Here is a 17,072-nt window from a genome sequence, read left to right on the forward strand (position 1 = left end):
GCCACTACCCAAAGCAAAACCGCTCCTGGCTGCATGGTCAGGAGCGGTTTTTTAATGCCTGGGCGCTGCGTTAGCGCTGGTAGTAGGCCTGGATGATGCGGCAGGCCTCATGCACATCGTCGGTGATGTGGAAGAGCTTGACGTTCTCGGGCGAGATGGTTCCGTACTCGATCATCACATCGAAGTTCAGCATGCGCGACCAGTAGTCCACGCCAAACAGCACAATGGGCACACCCTTGGCCTTGTGGGTCTGCACCAGGGTGAGCACTTCGAACAGCTCATCCATCGTGCCAAAGCCGCCGGGAAACACCACCAGGGCCCGCGCGCGCATCATCAGGTGCATCTTGCGCAGCGCAAAGTAGTGGAACTTGAAGCACAGCGCCGGCGTGATGTAGCGGTTGCCCGACTGCTCATGGGGCAAGGTGATGTTCATGCCGACATTGGGTGCGTGCTCCTCGGAGGCGCCCCGGTTGGCCGCTTCCATGATGCCGGGGCCGCCGCCAGTGCAGATGTAGAGGCGGTCTTCGAGCTTCTGGGTTTCGCTGAACTTGGCCACCAGGCGTGCAAAGCGGCGTGCGGCGTCGTAGTAGCGGCTGGTGGCCATGGCGCGCTGCGCCACGGCAATCGCTTGCGCATCGCCCTGGGCCTGGGCGGCCGCCAGCAGCAGCTCAGCCTCTTCAGGCGCCACAAAGCGCGCGCTGCCAAACACCACGACGGTGTTGTTGATGCCTTGGGCGGTCAGCTCCAGGTCGGGCTTGAGCATCTCGAGTTGAAAGCGGATCGAGCGGGTCTCGCGGCGGCTCAGAAACTCGGGGTCTGCAAAAGCCAGGCGGTAAGAGTCGCGCTTGGCCGCCTGCTCTGCAGGTATGTCGGCACCGAACAGGTTCCAGTCATGCGCCATGACTTGTTCGTCGAGTTGGGTGTTGGCGTCCATGGTCTTCTCCAGCTTTCACAATGCCAGTGCCCGGCAGGCACCAGCGTTCACAAAAAACACAAACAGCGCAAGCGGGGCCTGCGCTGCTACTGAATATAGAGCGATTTGGGCATGCACTCGCGGCAATGCCTTAAAAAATACGCCTTAAGGATTCTTAGCGCCCACCCCACAGCGCCTGGCCGGTCGCCAGGCCCAGGGCCGTCAACGCCAGCGAGCCCAGCAGGTGCAGGCTGCATTGCAACAGCGCCAGGCCGTAGCGCTGGGCCTGCAGCATCGATACCGTCTCGGCAGAGAAGCTGGAAAAGGTGGTGAGGGCGCCCAGAAAACCGGTGATCAGCACCAGGCGCCAGACCGGGTCGATGCCCGGTGCGTTTTGGAACAGCGCCACCAGCAGGCCAATGGCGTAGCCGCCCCCCAGGTTGGCCGCCAAGGTGCCCCAGGGCAGCAAGGCATGGGGCTGGTTGAGCCAGCGGCCCAGTTGCCAGCGTGCCAGCGCGCCCAGGCAGGCGCCAATCGATATGCCAAGAACATTCCACATGGCAGGCAGCTTAGCAGGGCGCAGCTGCACTGCGTGAAAAATCGGTGCCACGCCAGTGATGCTTCCCAGCTCAGCGCGTTTGCACAATGTCCTGCCAGGCGGCATAGGCGGCCAGCACCGCAGCGCGTTGCACAGTATGCGCAAAGACCAGCGCATCGCCCACCACCGTCTGGTCCGGGAACTCGGTGATCAGGCTCACGGGGGTCAGGCTGTTGTTGTCGACCTGCATCGTGCAGGGTGTGCCATGCCGCAGCTCAAACGGCTGGCGGCCGGAATGGCTTTGGTACAGCGCCAATTGGCGGCGGTTGTACTCCGGCAAGCCCGCCACCTGCAGCAGGGCCTGCGCCACCCGCTCGGCCAGCGCTTCGGCCTGCGGCTGCCACTCTTCCTGGTAGCGCAGAATCAGGAAAAAGCCCTTCGGAATGGTCCAGAGGTCAAAGCCCTGGGGCACATAGCCGGACAAGGGGCGCGTCCATTCATGGGCGGGATAGCCATGCAGGCTCAGGTGCAGCTGCGCGCCGCTGGCGGCAATCGCATCACGGCGCAGTGCGCCTTCGTACCAGGGGGCATGGTCGCGGTAGGCCAGGTCATCGCCCAGCGCGGTATAGCGTGCTGCATGGTGCATCTGCTCGGGGGCGTAACGGCAGTACCACTGGTGCAGGTCATAGCCGTCGGGGTTCTCGACGGGGATGTAGGCAAAGTGGCTGTCCGCCTGCTGCGCCAGTGCCAGCGCGCCGCGCAAGGCGCCTGTCACACCTGATATCTCATTGGCATGCTGGCCGCCACTCAGCACCACCGGATGCTCGCTGCCCTTTTTGTAGGTGGCGGCTATGCGGCGGCCCTGCACGCTCTGGCCCTGGCAGGCGCTGCCATAGGCATCAAACAGCGGCTGGACCAGCGCATCCATCTGGGTGAGGCTCGGCGCGCGCTGCAGCTGCGCTGCGGCCGCATCGGCCTGGGCAAAGCTGTGGGGGCTATAGGTAGCGGTTGGCAGGCCTTCTTCCACCTCGGGCAGGGGCTCGCTCAGCGCGAGTGCGCGGATCTGCAAGCCGACCGTTGTCAGCTCCAGCGGATGGGACTGTGCGGCGATCTGGATGTCCGGCACGATCTGGCCCGGTTGCAGGCGGCGGTCACCGGCTGCGCGCCCGGACAGCTTTTGAAAATGTTCCAGCAGCGAGAAATACAGGTCCTCGTGCATGGCTTCGGGCGTGCTCATGGTCTCGCCGGTGCCGGCAATCGCTTGTTCAAATCCGGGCAGTTGCATGGCGATATGCAGACGGCCAAAGAAGGGCTCGGTCTTGGGCCAGGCATGGTGCTCAATGGCCTGCATGGCCTGGCTATAGGCTGCCTCGTAGTCCGTGAGCAGGGCGGCATCGTGCACGGTGCGGCCTTGGGCGTCATGCGCCTGCTGCCAGCCGCAGGGGGTGATGCCGCTGCTGCCGTGCGCTGATTGGAAAGCCCGGTTGGGCGCGAACACCTGCAGGCTTTGTGTGCGCCCATCCTGGTAGCGCAGCGCCAGGGTGTAGTTGCTGTTGTGCTGGCCGGCGGCCATCTGCAGATCGACACCGTGTGGCAGCATGGCGGCCAGCGGGTAGGCCTCCAGCATAAAACGGTTGGGCGCCGCATCCGCATGCAGCGGATAGTGCAGCTGCAGGCTTTGCAGCCCGGTGGTGTCTAGGTCTTCCAGCACCGCATGTACCATCGGCTTGTAGGCACTGCGAATGCGGGCGCGGATGCCGTGCTTGGCCAGTTGCTGCTCAGCCGCCCGGCGTGCATCAACGCCTTCAAAACACCAGAGCTGCCATGCCAGCTCGGGCTGCGGATGGGCCAAGCGCTCAGCCATCCATTGGCTGAGCGTGCGGTTGAGGGTGTGGGAGAGCAGAAGCGTCATGGCAGGGCCTGGGGTGTGGATGCTGGTGATCCACCAGCATAGAACAAGCGCGCTGTTCCTGCTGTCCCCGGGCGCTTATTCCCGCCTGAACCTCGTCCCTGGCGGTGCCTTAGCCGCCTACCGCCATCACGGTTTCAGGCGTCGTTGCCTTCCGGGTTGGCCGACACGATGCGGCTCAGGCTAGGCGGCACATCCTTGCCCATGCGCCGGTCGCGGAACAGCGCCGCACGCATCAAAAAGATATTGGTGATGGGTACGGCCACGGACAGCAGCACAGCGATCAGCAAGGTGTGAAAGCTGGGTTTGTGCGACTGCAGGCTGAAGAAGAGGACCGAGCTCCAGACAATCAGCCAGCAGCCGGCGCAGGCGATGATGGACGGCGTGTGGACGCGTTCGTAGTAGCTGGGCAGGCGAAACAGGCTGAGCGCGCCGATCAAGGTGATCAAGCAGCCCGCGAGCACCAGCACCGACACCACAATCTGCACCCAGATGGGCAGGTCGATTTCCGTCATTCGATCACCTCCCCGCGCAGGAGGAACTTGGCCATGGCCGTCGAGCTGACAAAGCCAAACAGCGCGATGAGCAGGGCGGCCTCAAAGTAATTGACCGACGCATAGTGGATGCCCAGCACCAGCATCGCGAGCATGCCGATCAGGTACATGCAGTCCAGGGCCAGCACACGGTCCTGGGCCTGCGGGCCCTTGAGCAGCCGGATCATCGCAAACAGCATGGCCAGCAGCAGGATGAACAGGGCCGCCGGCATCGTCCAGGCAAGAATGTTGTTCATTCGAAAATCTCCATGAGGGGCCGTTCATAGAAGGCCTTGATGTGGTCGATAACGCCCTGTGGGTCATCCGCCTCCAGCACGTGCAACAGCAGGATGGAACGGTCACGCGATATCTCGGCCCAGGCGGTGCCCGGCGTGATGCAGACGATCATTGCCAGCACCGCCAGACCGTTGGGATCGCGCAGTTGCAGGGGCACGTGCACAAAGCCAGCCGGCTTTTTGCGGGTGCCGGGCATCAGCAGCAGGCGCAGCACGGCGCGATTGGATTGCAGCGAATCGGCGGCGACACGAAAGCCCAGGCGGATGATGGTCCAGGGCTTTTTGATGCTGACCGAGCGGGGACGCAGGCCTTGGGTCAGCACAGGAATCAGCAAGCCGAACAGCACGCCCAGGATGATCTGGCCCGGGCTGATGCTGCGGTTGAGCAGCAGCCACACCAGGCACAGCAGCACGGACAGCAGGGGCGCAGGGAAAAGGCGCTTCATGGCTCGGTACCTCCGGCGATGGCTGCATCGGGCGCAGCGGTAAAGCCAGTTTCAGGCAGCACGGTCGGGATCTCGGGCGTGACCACGGGCTTGGCCGTGGGGGAGGGCTTGGGGTTGGTCTCCAGCACAGCGCGGATGTAGTTGCCAGGCGAATGGAGGTTGTCGGCCGCGCGCTGGGTAAAGCGCATCACACTGGCGCCATGGGTAACCATCAGAATGCAGCAGCCCAGCAAGATGGCGAGCGGCAGGCCTTCAATCACCTTGAGCTCGGGCGTGCTGCGGCTGATGCTGGACCAGAACTCGCGAATGCCGATGCGCACCAGGGCCGTCAAGGCCATCAGGCCCGTGGCGATCAAAATGGCCATGAACAGCCAGCCCAGCCAGCCGATCTGCGTGCCCGCCGACGAGCCCAGGCCCAGCGGATTGAGCAGCGCCGAGAGCATCGCGAATTTGCCGATAAAGCCCGACAGCGGGGGAAGGCCGGAAATCACCAGGGTGCAGACCATGAACGACAGGCCCAGGAAGGCCATCGCCGCCGGAATGGCCCGGCCAATCAGCACTTCCTCGTCCTCGTCGAGGTTGAGGCCCTCGCGTGGCAGCAGCTCTGCGGTCAAAAACGGCGCCTCCTCATCCTCAAAGCGCACACTGGCGCCATCGGTGGTGCGCCATCGCTCGATCAGGTCAGTGACCAGGAACAGGGCCGCTACGGCCAAGGTGGAGCTGGGCATGTAGTAGAGCAAGGCGCTGGTCATCAGGTTCTGGCCAAAGCCAGCAGCGGCGAGCAAGGTGCCTGCCGATAATATGGCCGCATAGCCCGCCACATAGCCCAGGCGCTGCGTACCCAGGATCGAGATCGCCGCGTACAGCATCGTGGCCAGCCCGCCCAGGATCAGCCAAGCGCTGCCAAAATGGGCCGAAGGCCCGGCCTCGCTGCTGAACATCAAGGTCCACAGCCGCACAATCGTATAGATGCCCACCTTGGTCATCAGCGCAAAAATGGCGCCCACCGGCGCGGTGGCCGAGCCATAGGCGGGCACCAGCCAGAAGTTCAGCGGCCAGACTGCCGCCTTGATCAAAAAGGCCGTGGCCAAGATACCGGCTGCGGTGTGCAGCAAGCCCCGGTCAGCGCTGCTGACGCTGGGGATGATGCGCGCCAGATCGGCCATGTTCAAGGTGCCGGTGATGCCGTAGAGCATCGACACGCCGATCAAAAAGAGCGAGGATGCTGCCAGGTTGATGGCGATGTAGTGCAGGCCATGCTGCACCCGGGATTTGCCCGAGCCGTGCAGCAGCAAACCGTAGGAGGCGGCCAGCATGATCTCGAAGAACACGAAGAGGTTGAACAGATCACCGGTCAGGAAGGCACCGGCCAGGCCCATCATCTGGAACTGGAACAGCGGGTGAAAATGCACACCCACCCGGTGCCAGCGCGCGCCGGAATACACCACGGCACACAGCGCGACCACGCTGGTGGTCAGCAGCATCAGGGCCGAGAGCCGGTCGAGCACCAGCACAATGCCAAATGGCGCGGCCCAGTTGCCCGACAGGTAAACGCTCATCGAGGTGGCCATGCCATCCTGGTTGCTCCACTTGACCAGGGCCATGGCGATGACCAGGCCGATCAGGCAGGAGCTGATGTTCATCAGCAGTTTGGTGCGTTGGTACTTCTCGCCCAGCGTCAGCATCAGCGCTGCCGTCAGCATGGGCAGCAAAATCGGTGCCAGCAGCAGGTGCGGCATCAGGCGCTCAGTCAGCGTCATCAGCGACATCAAGGCGCCTCCTGCACATCGTTGGAAAGGGATCCGTCCACGTGGTCAGTGCCCGTCATGCCGCGCGAGGCGAGCAGCACCACCAAAAAGAGGGCGGTCATCGCAAAACCGATAACGATGGCCGTCAGCACCAGGGCCTGCGGCATGGGGTCGGCGTAATGCATCAGGTCGGTGGGCACACCGGGCTGCAGTATCGGCTCGCGGTCGATCGCCAGGCCCACGCGGCCCATGCTGAAGATAAACAAATTGACCGCATACGACAGCAAGAGCAGACCCATGATGATCTGAAACGTCCGTGGGCGCAGCAACAGCCAGACGCCGGAGCCGGTCAATACGCCAATGGCAATGGCCAGTACGATTTCCATTCGGTATTGTCCTTAGGGTTGAGAAGCAGAGTCGCTGCGCTCGCCTTGCTGGCGCTCGTGGAAGCGGAATCCCCGGACGGATTGGTGGGCAATGCTGGTGAGCATCAGCATGGTCGAGCCCACGACCAGCGAGAACACCCCAATATCGAAGAACAGCGCGCTGGCGATATGGATCTCGCCCACCACGGGCAAGGTCAGATGCGCAGTGTGGCTGGTCAGGAACGGGTAGCCAAAGTACCAGCTGCCCACACCGGTGCCCAGCGCAAACAGCAGGCCGGCGGCAATCCAGCGGCGCGGGTAGATCGGCAGATGCGACTCCACCCAGTGCGTGCCGGAGATGATGTACTGCAGCAGCAGGCCGATGGCCAGGGTCAGGCCGGCCACAAAGCCGCCACCGGGCTCGTTGTGACCACGCATGAACAGGTACATCGCCACAATCGCGGCAAACGGCAGCAAGAGGCGCACCAGCACGGCGGGCACCATCAGGTAGCCCACGGCGGTATCGGTGGCACTGCGCGGGTTGAGCAGGTCGGTCTGCAAGTCAGCCGGCAAGAAGCGCTGCTGCTCGGGCACATCCATGGCCTCTGGTGCGGGGCGGAAGCGCCGCAGCAGGGCATAGACGGTGAGCGCCACAATGCCCAGCACGACGATCTCGCCAAAGGTATCAAAGCCACGGAAGTCGACCAGCATGACGTTGACCACGTTGGTGCCGCCGCCCTCGGGCAGGGCGCGCTCCAGGAAGAAGGTAGAAGTGCTCTCCGGGAAAGGCCGGCTCATCATCGCAAACGACAGCCAGGCCATGCCTCCGCCGGCGAGCAGCGCAATGGCCAGGTCACGCCAGCGGCGCAACGTGACCAGTGCACCATGCTGGGAGACTTTCTTGAGCTTCTTGTCGCGCTTGGGGAGCCAGCGCAGGCCCAGCAGCAGCAGCACCGTGGTGACCACTTCGACGACCAGCTGGGTCAAGGCCAGATCGGGTGCGGAGAACCACAGGAAGGTAATGCAGGTGGCCAGGCCCGCGCCGCCCAAGGTGACCAGGGCCGCCAGGCGGTGGTACTTGACCAGGAAGGCCGCTGCCAGCGAGCAGCTGATACCGATGAGCCAGAGAATGCCAAAGGCGGGCGACAGCGGCTGCAGGCCCCGGTTGCCCAGCTGCAGGCCGTGGATCAGCAGCGGCAAGGTGGCGGTCAACAAGGCCGCCAGCACCAGCCACAGTGCCTGCCACTGCCAGCGGCGCGTGCCCAGCCAGCGGCGCATATGACGCGCGCCATTGGTGATGATCGCCATCACCGCCTGGAACACCCATTGGCCATTGACGCGGCCAACCAGCGGCGCATCATCGAGGTATTGCTTGGCACGCAAGAGGCGCAGCAGCAAATACAGCAAGATGCCCGCCAGCATCGCGATGATGCTCATCACCAGCGGTGCATTGATGCCGTGCCACAGCGCCAGACTGAACTCTGGCAAGTTGCCGCCCACCACGGGCGAGGCGGCAGCATCCAGGTAGCTGCCCACCGCCCAGGCCGGGAAGATCCCCACCAGCAGGCAGATCAGTACCAGCAGCTCGACCGGCACGCGCATCCAGTGCGGTGGCTCATGGGGCTCGTGCGGCAGGTCGGTGGCCGGTGGGCCAAAAAACACATCGACCGTGAAGCGCAGCGAATAGGCGACGCTGAAAATGCCCGCCAAGGTAGCGGCCACCGGCAAGGCGGTGGTCAGAAACGGTGTGGTGTTGATGTACACCGTCTCGGCAAAAAACATTTCCTTGGACAAAAAGCCGTTGAGCAGCGGCACGCCGGCCATCGCTGCACTGGCCACCATCGCCAAGGTGCCGGTGATCGGCATCATCTTTTGCAGGCCGGAGAGGCGGCGGATATCGCGTGTGCCTGACTCGTGGTCGACAATGCCGGCGGCCATGAACAGCGAGGCCTTGAAGGTCGCGTGGTTCATGATGTGGAAGACGGCAGCAACGGCGGCCAGCGGGCTGTTGAGGCCCAGCAGCAAGGTGATCAAGCCCAGGTGCGACAGGGTGGAATACGCCAGCAGCGCCTTCATGTCATGCTGGAACATGGCGATATAGCCGCCCAGCAGCAAGGTGATGGCGCCGGCGCCACCAACGAGCCAGAACCATTCCTCGGTGCCGCTCAGCGCAGGCCAGAGGCGGGCGAGCAAAAAGACACCGGCCTTGACCATGGTGGCCGAGTGCAGATAGGCCGAGACCGGGGTGGGCGCCGCCATTGCGCGCGGCAGCCAGAAATGGAAGGGGAACTGCGCGCTCTTGGTGAGCGCGCCGAGCAAGATCAGCACCAGGGTGACGCGGTAGAGCTCATGGTTGCGGATCTGGTCACCGGCGGCCAGCACATTGTCGAGCTCATAGCTGCCCACGATGTGGCCCAGCAGCAGCACACCGCCCAAGAGGCACAGGCCCCCGGTGCCGGTCACGGTGAGCGCCATGCGCGCGCCCATGCGTGCGTCCTTGCGGTGGTGCCAGTAGCCGATCAGCAAAAAGGAGAAGAGGCTGGTCAGTTCCCAGAAGAACACCAGCTGGATCAGGTTGCCCGAGAGCACCACGCCCATCATCGAGCCCATGAAGGCCAGGAAGAACGAGAAAAAGCGTGGCACCGGATCGGCTTGCGACATGTAGTAGCGCGCATACAGCACCACCAAGCTGCCGATGCCCAGCACCAGGATGGAGAACAACCAGGCAAATCCATCCATGCGGAAGTGCAGATCCAGCCCGAGCTGGCCCAGCCAGGCCACATTGTGGTGCACCACGCCGTTGTTCTGCGTTTCCGGGAAAAGCATGGCAACTTGAACCACGCAGAACACCGCAATGGCCCCTGCCAGCGTGGACTCGGTGTTACGCGCGTTGGCAGGCAGCAGCGCTGCAATTGCGCTGCCGATGAAGGGGAGGAGGATCAGGTAGGAAAGTGCCATTTCTTTGTAAATTCTACAAGCTGGCCCGATCCCAGCTGCTACTAAAACCCGAGCAAGTTCAGGATATTGGTCATGGCTTATCGATAGTCAATACCCTATGTTAGTGACTGCAAATGCGCGAGCAAAGGTGGTTTCTTGATGCCTGTTTTGAACATGCGCCCATGCATGCTTTGCATGAATAGCCGGCCACTTGCCCATAGGGCAACACTGCAGCGTTGCGGCAGGGGGCTGGGACAGGGGGAGGAGATGGTTGCGCCGCAGGTCCGCTGAGTCCAGGAGTTGTAGTGCGCGGGGCGGGGGCGCGCGCGGTACCGCTGCTGGCGCATGGCAGCAGGGCTGTGCGGGCGAGGCTGGGGTGCGTAGGGTCCGGTGCCGTGGCATATCAGGGCTCCTGCGCCCAGAGCAGGGCGTTTGCGCATCCTAGCAGAAGCGACTGGGAAGTCCTACCTCTCCTGGGAGAGCGAGGTTCTTATTGCTCTTCCACCCGGCGCGGCGGGTAGCTGTCCCAGGACTGGCAGCCGGGGCATTGCCAGAAATGCTGGCGCGCCTCAAAGCCGCAGGCGGCGCAGCGGTAGCGGGTCAGCGGTTTTGCGGCATTGTCCAGCGCGCGCTGAATGGCGGGGTGGTGCTCTTCGTGGCTGAGCGATTCCTGGGCGAGCCAGCGGCCGGCCGCAACCAGTGAGGGCTCGTGGCGCAGGTGCTCGATGTACCAGTCGCGCCCGACCGGTCCCTCGGCTTGCTCCACGCCGGCAAATTCGTCCAGCTGCACCAGGCTTTGCATCACATCCAGCGATGGCGCGCTGTGGTAGTTGGCCTCCAGCAGCGCACGTACCTGGGGCTTGCGCTCGTCGGCCTTGACCAGCTCCAGCATCAGCGGCGCGACCAGGGGCACCGAGGAGGGCGACACCGCGGCCAGCTCCATCAGCGATCCCAGTGCCAGCGCGGGATGGCCGCTCTTGTGCTGCAGATGGGCCAGCTCGATCCGGGGGCGCGGTGCATGCGGCGCCTCGGACTGGGCTTGCTGCAGCAAGTCCTGCGCGGCGTCGAGCTGGCCATGGGCGAGTTGGCCCAGCGCCTGCTCACACAGGTAGTGGGCAATGCGCACGCTGTAGTCGCCCTGGTTATGGCTGTGCATCAGGCGCGCAATCTGCACGGCTTGCGGCCAGTCGTGGGCGCGCTCGTAGATCGCCAGGCGCGAGAGACGGGCCTCGTTCTCGTAAGGGGTGTTCTCCAGCCGGGCCAGCGCATCTTCGGCGCGGTCCAGCAGCCCGGCCTTCATGAAATCCAGGGCCAGCGCATGCTGGGCGCGCTCGCGCTCGGGCTTGCTGATGTCGGCGCGTGAGAGCAGGTGCTCATGCACGCGTACCGCACGGCTGTATTCGCCCCGGCGGCGGAACAGATTGCCCAGTGCAAAGTGCAGCTCGGCGGTATCGGGGTCGTTCTGCACGGCCTCGATAAAGGCATCGATGGCCTTGTCCTGCTGCTCGTTCAGGAGAAAGTTCAGCCCCTTGAAGTAGGCCTTGGGGGCGCTGCGGTTCTCGCGGCGAATCTGGCGCAAGTCAAAGCGCGAGGCCAGCCAGCCCAGCACAAACGCAGCGGGGAAACCCAGCAGGATCCAGGAGATGTCAAATTCCATGAGGTGGCAGCGGGGTGGTCTCGTCCGCAGGGGCGTTGGTGGAGGGGGTGGGTTCGCCCGCAATGGCTTGCGCCGCCGCTGCACGCTGCGCGGCTTTGCGGTGCTTCCACCAGCGCGGCACCATGCCGATGATGCCGAGAATCACGCCCGCGCTGAAGGCGAGCAGCACCACCAGAACGAGCGGGGCCTGCCATTGGGTGCCAAAGAACAGGTGCACCACCACATCCCGCTGGTTATTGAGCGCAAATGCAAACAGGGTGAAGAAGATGACAGCTTTGAGCAGCCACAGCAGGTATTTCATGGCAGTGACAGGAATGGCTTGGGCGCCATTCTACGTGGATTCCCACGCCTGGCCTGGAAAAGCAAATGCCAGCACGAGGCTGGCATTGTTCGAAAGAAGGTGACGAGCCTGACCCCGGCACTGGATCCACAGTTAGGGCTGCTTGGTTCCCCACCTGACCCGGTTGGCCGCTTCCCCATGCGAGGAGGCCCGTCAGCTGTCGATTGTACCTAAAGAATGGGGCCCCTTGGCCAAGCTGGCCAAAAAGTCCTTGTTCGCCTGTGCGGCCAGGGCGCAGCGGCCAAAAGTATTGCAAGCTGCGCGCAGCCAGTGCCGCCCATGGCCGTGACTGACCGTAGAATGCGATGCTATGTCTTATCTTGTTCTCGCTCGCAAATACCGTCCGCGAAATTTCTCTGAAATGGTAGGCCAGGAGCATGTGGTGCAGGCGCTGTCCAATGCGCTGGTGCAGCAGCGCTTGCACCATGCCTACCTGTTCACGGGAACCCGGGGTGTGGGCAAGACGACGGTCTCGCGCATTCTGGCCAAGTCGCTCAACTGCACGGGCGCGGACGGCCATGGCGGCATCACCGCTGCGCCTTGCGGCGTGTGCCCAGCCTGTACCGAGATCGACAGCGGACGTTTCCCCGATTACACCGAGCTCGATGCCGCCTCCAACCGTGGTGTCGATGAAGTGCAGGGCCTCCTGGAGCAGGCGGTGTACAAGCCGGTGCAGGGGCGCTTCAAGGTCTTTATGATCGACGAAGTGCACATGCTCACCAATACCGCCTTCAACGCCATGTTGAAGACCCTGGAAGAGCCGCCCGAGTACCTGAAGTTTGTGCTGGCGACGACCGACCCGCAAAAAGTGCCGGTCACGGTGCTGTCGCGCTGCCTGCAGTTCAACCTGCGCCCGATGGCGCCAGAGACGATCCAGGAGCACCTGGGCCGCGTGCTGGTGCAAGAGCAGATTGCGGCCGAGCCGCAGGCCTTGCGGCTGTTGTCGCGCTCAGCCCGGGGTTCCATGCGCGATGCGCTGTCGCTGACCGACCAGGCCATTGCCTTTGGTGGCGGCCAGCTGCAAGAGGCCAGCGTGCGCCAGATGCTGGGCGCCGTCGATTCCAGCCATGTGTTTCGCCTGATTGAGGCACTGGCGCGCGGCGATGGCGCCGAGGTGGTCGATACCGTCAACCAGCTGCGCCACCAGGGCTTGTCTGCTGCGTCTACCCTGGAAGACATGGCCGTGCAGCTGCAGCGCATGGCCGTGTTCCAGGCTGTGCCGGGCAAGGCCCAGGCCGCTGCCGCTGAGGACGACGCCGAGCAGCAGGAGCTGCTGCGCCTGGCCCAGTTCATGCCGGCGGACGAAACCCAGCTGCTGTACAGCATTGCGCTGCATGGCCGGGGCGAGCTGGGCCTGGCACCGGATGAATATGCGGCCTTGACGATGGCGCTGCTGCGACTGCTGGCCTTCAAGCCTGCGGGCACGGCTGAAAAAAAAACTCTGAATAGTGCTGGGGCTGCGGCGCCGGTGGCTGCTGGGCCCAAGCAGGCTGCTGCCCCCCTTGCCGCGCCTGCCGTGGCTGTTGCTCCGCGCGTGGTGCCGCCGCTTGCTGCGTCTCCAGCGCCGCAGGTCGCCACTGCGGTGGATGCGTCCGTAGCCCTTGCAGCGCCTGTTGTTGCTGCTCCGCCATCCGCAGCCATTTCTGCGCCCGTTTCTACACCTGTTTCAGTGCCCGCGCCCGTGCCCACACCGGCACCTGTGGCGGCTCCAGTGGCCCAGCCAGCACCTCCGGCTTCGGAGCCTATCGTCGCCACGCCCACGGTCGAGGCCGTCAAGCTGCCTGTGCGCAGCGCAGAAGATTTGATTCCCGCACGCGCCACTGCCACTGTGGCGCCTGTCCCAGTCGACCCGCCGACCCCCGCCCAGACCGAGAAGGAGCTGGTGGAAGAGGAGCAGCCGCAGTCCCATGACGACGATGCCCCGTCCGAGCCGGACAGCGATGCCGAGGACGAGACCGCAGCGCCGTACTTTGATGAGGTACCGATGGAGGCGTATGCGGATGACGAGCCAGCAGCGCTGGCCGATCTGCCCGATGCGGCGCCTGCTGCGCAGCCGCCCGCTGCAGCGGCACCTGACCGTGCCAGCCTGATTGCCTTGCCGGTGCAAACGCCGCAAGCCAGTGAGCTGGACCGGCCAGCGGCCAACTTTGGCGAGAACCTGGGCCGGGTGCCGCCCGAATTCGAGGACACCGAAGAGGGGCGTTTCTGGAACGACACCGTGACAGCCCTGGTGCAGGCCGAAGCCATTACGGCGGTGGCGCGCCAGTTGGCGCTGCGCTCGCAGCTCATCAAGCGCGAGGCCGACGAGTGGTGGCTGCGGGTGGACCTCGAGTCGCTGGCCCAATCCGGCACGATCGAGCGCCTGCGCACCGCACTGGTGGCCGCCGGTCTGGTGGGCAAGATCCAGGTGTCGGTGGGCGCCGTGAGCGACTGCCCGGCGCGGCGCAAGGCCCATGCCGTGCAGGCCCGCCAGCGCGCGGCCGAGGAAACCGTGCGCCAGGATCCCTATGTCCAGTCTTTGATACAGCAATTTGGCGCGAAAATAGTGCCCGGCAGCATTCAGCCTCTATGATGCGGCGTTCGCTGGCAGATGGGCCCTCCCGTCTGCTGCAGGTTTTTATACAAAAGGATTTTCCATGTTCAACAAAGGACAACTCGCAGGTTTGATGAAGCAAGCCCAGGCCATGCAGGACAACCTCAAGAAGGCCCAGGACGACCTGGCCAACATCGAGGTCGAAGGTGAGTCTGGTGCCGGTCTCGTCAAGGTGCTGATGACCTGCAAGCACGACGTCAAGCGCGTGACCATTGACCCCAGCCTGCTGTCCGAAGACAAGGACATGCTCGAAGACCTGGTGGCTGCCGCCTTCAACGCCGCGGTGCGCAAGGCCGAAGAGACCAGCAACGAGAAAATGGGCAAGATCACCGCTGGCATGCCAGGCCTGCCCGGCGGCATGAAGTTCCCGTTCTAAGCGCGCGCCTCGTTTTGCCGCACGCTTTTGCCGCCCCTGTGCCTTTGGCTGCCACGCGCAACCCAAGGCTTGTCTGCGCTGTGCACTGCTTGGTGAGGCATCGCCATGTCTGATACCGGCACGCTGGAGGCCCTGGTGCAGGCACTGCGCCGACTGCCGGGCGTGGGGGTGAAGTCGGCATCGCGCATGGCGTTTCACCTGCTGCAAAACGACCGGGAGGGGGCCGAGCTGCTCGCGCGCGCCTTGCACGAGGCCAGCAGCCGGGTGCAGCACTGCGAGCGCTGCCATACCTTTACCGAAAACACGATCTGCGACACCTGCCTGGATGAGGGGCGCGATGCCGCTCGCCTGTGCGTGGTGGAAACCCCCGCTGACCAGGCAGCCCTTGAGCGCACCGGTGCCTACAAAGGCTATTACTACGTGCTGATGGGGCGCCTGTCACCGCTCGATGGCATTGGACCGCGCGATATCGGTGTGCAGCAATTGCTGCAACGGGCGAGCGACGGCGTGGTGCAGGAGGTGATCCTGGCCACCAATTTCACCGCCGAAGGGGAGGCCACTGCCCATGTGATCAGCGAGGCTTTGCAGCGCAGGGGTATTGGCTTGACGCGCCTGGCCCGTGGGGTACCCATTGGCAGCGAGCTCGAATATGTGGACCTGGGCACGATTGCCCACGCATTGGCGGATCGCCGCTAAAGCCTTGGTCATTGGGAGGGGTGGCAGCGCCTTTTCCCAGCAATTCAGCGGCTTGCACCGTCTTTGGCGCAGGGCCTCCCGCAGCTTGGGAAAACCGGTTTTCCTGCGCCGCCATTTGGGCTAAATCCGGCTGAGGCGCCCGGCGCGCTGCTTGCGACCGATTACAATTCAATGCTGATCTTTATGGTTATTTATGCATTGCGTGCATAAATCAAGCCCGGTGCGGTCTGTGTTTTCCTGGATTTGCCCGTTTTTCAGTCTTGCACGCCTGTCTGTCTGCACCGCTCCAAAGATCATTCTCCGTTCTCCTTATTGCATCTAGCCGTGTTGCTGCCGGCTGTGCCTCGTGTTTTTTAGGATTTTTGCGTGCAATCTACTGCTGTATCCAAGCGAAATATTCTGGCCGCTGTCATTGGCAACGCGCTCGAATGGTATGACTTCCTGGTCTTTGCCTTCATGACGCCCATTGTGGCCAAGCTGTTCTTCCCCTCCAACCCCAACGATCCGAGCGATGACCTCAACCGCATCCTGATGACCACGGCGGTGTTTGGCGTGGGCTTCTTTATGCGTCCGGTGGGCGGCATCTTGCTGGGCCTGTACGGCGACCGCAAGGGCCGCAAGGCGGCGATGGTGATGGTCACCGGGATCATGGCCGTGGCCATTGCACTGATCACCTTTGCGCCGACCTACCAGGGTGTGGGTATCTGGGCGCCTATCTTCATCGTGCTGGCACGCTTGCTGCAAGGTTTTGCCGCAGGGGGCGAATTCGGCACGTCGACGGCCTTGCTGATCGAGCTGGCGCCCAAGGGCAAACGGGGCTTTTATGGCTCCTGGCAGATGACGGGCCAGATGGCGGCACTGCTGATTGGCGCGGCGGTGGGCACCTTGATCACCGACTTCTTCACCCAGGAGCAGCTGATGTCCTGGGCCTGGCGCATTCCCTTCGCGGTGGGCCTGTTAATTGTGCCGGTGGCCATCTATATCCGCCGCCATGTCGAAGAGCCAGAAACCTTTGTGAAGATGCAGGCCGCGCAAAAGGCGGGCACGGTCAAGCAAGTGGGCGTGCTGGAGATGCTGCGCACCCATGCGCGTGAAACCCTGGTGGGCATGGGCCTGGTGGTAACGGCCACGGTGTCCATCTACATCACCTTCACCTATCTGGTGACCTATTCGACCGTCACCTTGAAGCTGCCGCTGCACGATACCTTCATGGTGCAGATGGCCGGTGCGGCGCTGATGGTTGTGCTGATGCCCTTCATGGGCGCCTGGTCCGACCGGGTGGGCCGCCGTCCCTTGATGATTGGTTCGCTGCTGGGCTATCTGGTGGTGCTGTACCCGCTGTACGCCTGGCTGACCGATGGCCCGAGCATTGCCAAGCTGATGACCGTGCAGGTCGTTGTGTGCCTCTTTGTGTCGGTGTTCTTTGGCGTCTTCAGCACGGTGATGGCTGAGCTCTTCCCTGCGAATGTGCGCTCTGTGGGCATGTCCATGGCCTACAACATCGCCGTGATGGTGTTTGGCGGCTTTGCCCAGTTCATCGTGACTTGGCTGATCAAGACCACGGGCTCGACGATGTCGCCGGCCTTCTATGTGATGTTTGGCGTGACTTTGGGACTGATTGCGGCGTTCTTTATCCGTGAGCGCGCGCATGACGACGACCTGGATGGCGAGATGGTCTGATCACCCCGGCCAGCAGGCATGACGCTGCTGGTCAGCGAGCTGACA

At 63.6% G+C, this 17,072-nt stretch carries 15 protein-coding genes and 1 other RNA gene; 4 read left to right on the plus strand and 12 right to left on the minus strand.

All coding sequences use genetic code 11. From position 1 onward, the window contains the following. Positions 1-70: 70 nt before the first annotated feature. The 12 genes from F0Q04_RS12695 to ffs all read right to left on the minus strand — a co-directional run bounded on the left by F0Q04_RS12695 (position 71) and on the right by ffs (position 11,837). On the minus strand, positions 71-934 hold the full coding sequence (locus F0Q04_RS12695) for a TIGR00730 family Rossman fold protein (RefSeq protein WP_116927352.1): 864 nt from the start codon (positions 932-934) through the stop codon (positions 71-73). A 154-nt stretch (positions 935-1,088) separates the two neighbouring features. After that, positions 1,089-1,472: a fluoride efflux transporter CrcB gene (gene crcB, locus F0Q04_RS12700; protein ID WP_116927422.1), complete on the minus strand. Its 384-nt coding sequence runs from the start codon at positions 1,470-1,472 to the stop codon at positions 1,089-1,091. A 70-nt stretch (positions 1,473-1,542) separates the two neighbouring features. Then, a complete protein-coding gene (locus tag F0Q04_RS12705; protein ID WP_182341051.1) occupies positions 1,543-3,363 on the minus strand; it encodes a peptidase M14 in 1,821 nt (606 codons plus the stop codon). Positions 3,364-3,497: 134 nt separating this feature from the next. After that, positions 3,498-3,875, minus strand: coding sequence for a monovalent cation/H(+) antiporter subunit G (gene mnhG / locus F0Q04_RS12710; RefSeq protein WP_116927350.1), 378 nt, complete (start codon positions 3,873-3,875; stop codon positions 3,498-3,500). After that, positions 3,872-4,150, minus strand: coding sequence for a K+/H+ antiporter subunit F (locus tag F0Q04_RS12715; protein ID WP_021028262.1), 279 nt, complete (start codon positions 4,148-4,150; stop codon positions 3,872-3,874). Before F0Q04_RS12715 ends, mnhG begins: the two co-directional genes overlap by 4 nt. Further along, positions 4,147-4,635 (minus strand): Na+/H+ antiporter subunit E, encoded by a 489-nt coding sequence (locus tag F0Q04_RS12720; protein WP_116927349.1) that lies wholly within the window; start codon positions 4,633-4,635, stop codon positions 4,147-4,149. The genes F0Q04_RS12715 and F0Q04_RS12720 overlap by 4 nt, the downstream gene beginning before the upstream one ends. Continuing rightward, the gene (locus F0Q04_RS12725; protein WP_116927348.1) at positions 4,632-6,404 is read right to left on the minus strand and encodes a monovalent cation/H+ antiporter subunit D; all 1,773 of its coding nucleotides are present in this window, start codon (positions 6,402-6,404) and stop codon (positions 4,632-4,634) included. Before F0Q04_RS12725 ends, F0Q04_RS12720 begins: the two co-directional genes overlap by 4 nt. Beyond that, on the minus strand, positions 6,404-6,769 hold the full coding sequence (locus F0Q04_RS12730; RefSeq protein WP_021028259.1) for a Na+/H+ antiporter subunit C: 366 nt from the start codon (positions 6,767-6,769) through the stop codon (positions 6,404-6,406). Before F0Q04_RS12730 ends, F0Q04_RS12725 begins: the two co-directional genes overlap by 1 nt. Positions 6,770-6,781: 12 nt before the next feature. Next, positions 6,782-9,706 (minus strand): monovalent cation/H+ antiporter subunit A, encoded by a 2,925-nt coding sequence (locus F0Q04_RS12735; RefSeq protein WP_116927347.1) that lies wholly within the window; start codon positions 9,704-9,706, stop codon positions 6,782-6,784. A gap of 469 nt (positions 9,707-10,175) precedes the next feature. Next, positions 10,176-11,342: a lipopolysaccharide assembly protein LapB gene (gene lapB, locus F0Q04_RS12740; RefSeq protein WP_182341054.1), complete on the minus strand. Its 1,167-nt coding sequence runs from the start codon at positions 11,340-11,342 to the stop codon at positions 10,176-10,178. Next, positions 11,332-11,643, minus strand: a complete 312-nt coding sequence (locus F0Q04_RS12745; RefSeq protein WP_116927345.1) for a LapA family protein — start codon at positions 11,641-11,643, stop codon at positions 11,332-11,334. The genes lapB and F0Q04_RS12745 overlap by 11 nt, the downstream gene beginning before the upstream one ends. A 98-nt stretch (positions 11,644-11,741) precedes the next feature. After that, positions 11,742-11,837, minus strand: an RNA gene (ffs, locus tag F0Q04_RS12750) — signal recognition particle sRNA small type. A 155-nt stretch (positions 11,838-11,992) separates the two neighbouring features. Here ffs and dnaX point away from each other — a divergent pair. From dnaX to F0Q04_RS12770, 4 genes are all read left to right on the plus strand, one after another. Then, complete coding sequence (dnaX, locus tag F0Q04_RS12755; protein ID WP_182341058.1) at positions 11,993-14,254, plus strand: DNA polymerase III subunit gamma/tau; 2,262 nt, start codon at positions 11,993-11,995, stop codon at positions 14,252-14,254. A gap of 64 nt (positions 14,255-14,318) precedes the next feature. Then, positions 14,319-14,651: a YbaB/EbfC family nucleoid-associated protein gene (locus tag F0Q04_RS12760; RefSeq protein ID WP_021028254.1), complete on the plus strand. Its 333-nt coding sequence runs from the start codon at positions 14,319-14,321 to the stop codon at positions 14,649-14,651. Between the two features lie 105 nt (positions 14,652-14,756). Then, complete coding sequence (gene recR, locus F0Q04_RS12765) at positions 14,757-15,347, plus strand: recombination mediator RecR (protein ID WP_116927343.1); 591 nt, start codon at positions 14,757-14,759, stop codon at positions 15,345-15,347. Between the two features lie 366 nt (positions 15,348-15,713). Next, entirely contained in the window at positions 15,714-17,027 is a 1,314-nt protein-coding gene (locus F0Q04_RS12770; protein ID WP_182341061.1) for an MFS transporter, read from the plus strand. Positions 17,028-17,072 lie beyond the last annotated feature (45 nt).

It is taken from the genome of Comamonas koreensis, from assembly GCF_014076495.1.
Taxonomy (GTDB): Bacteria; Pseudomonadota; Gammaproteobacteria; order Burkholderiales; family Burkholderiaceae_C; genus Comamonas; species Comamonas squillarum.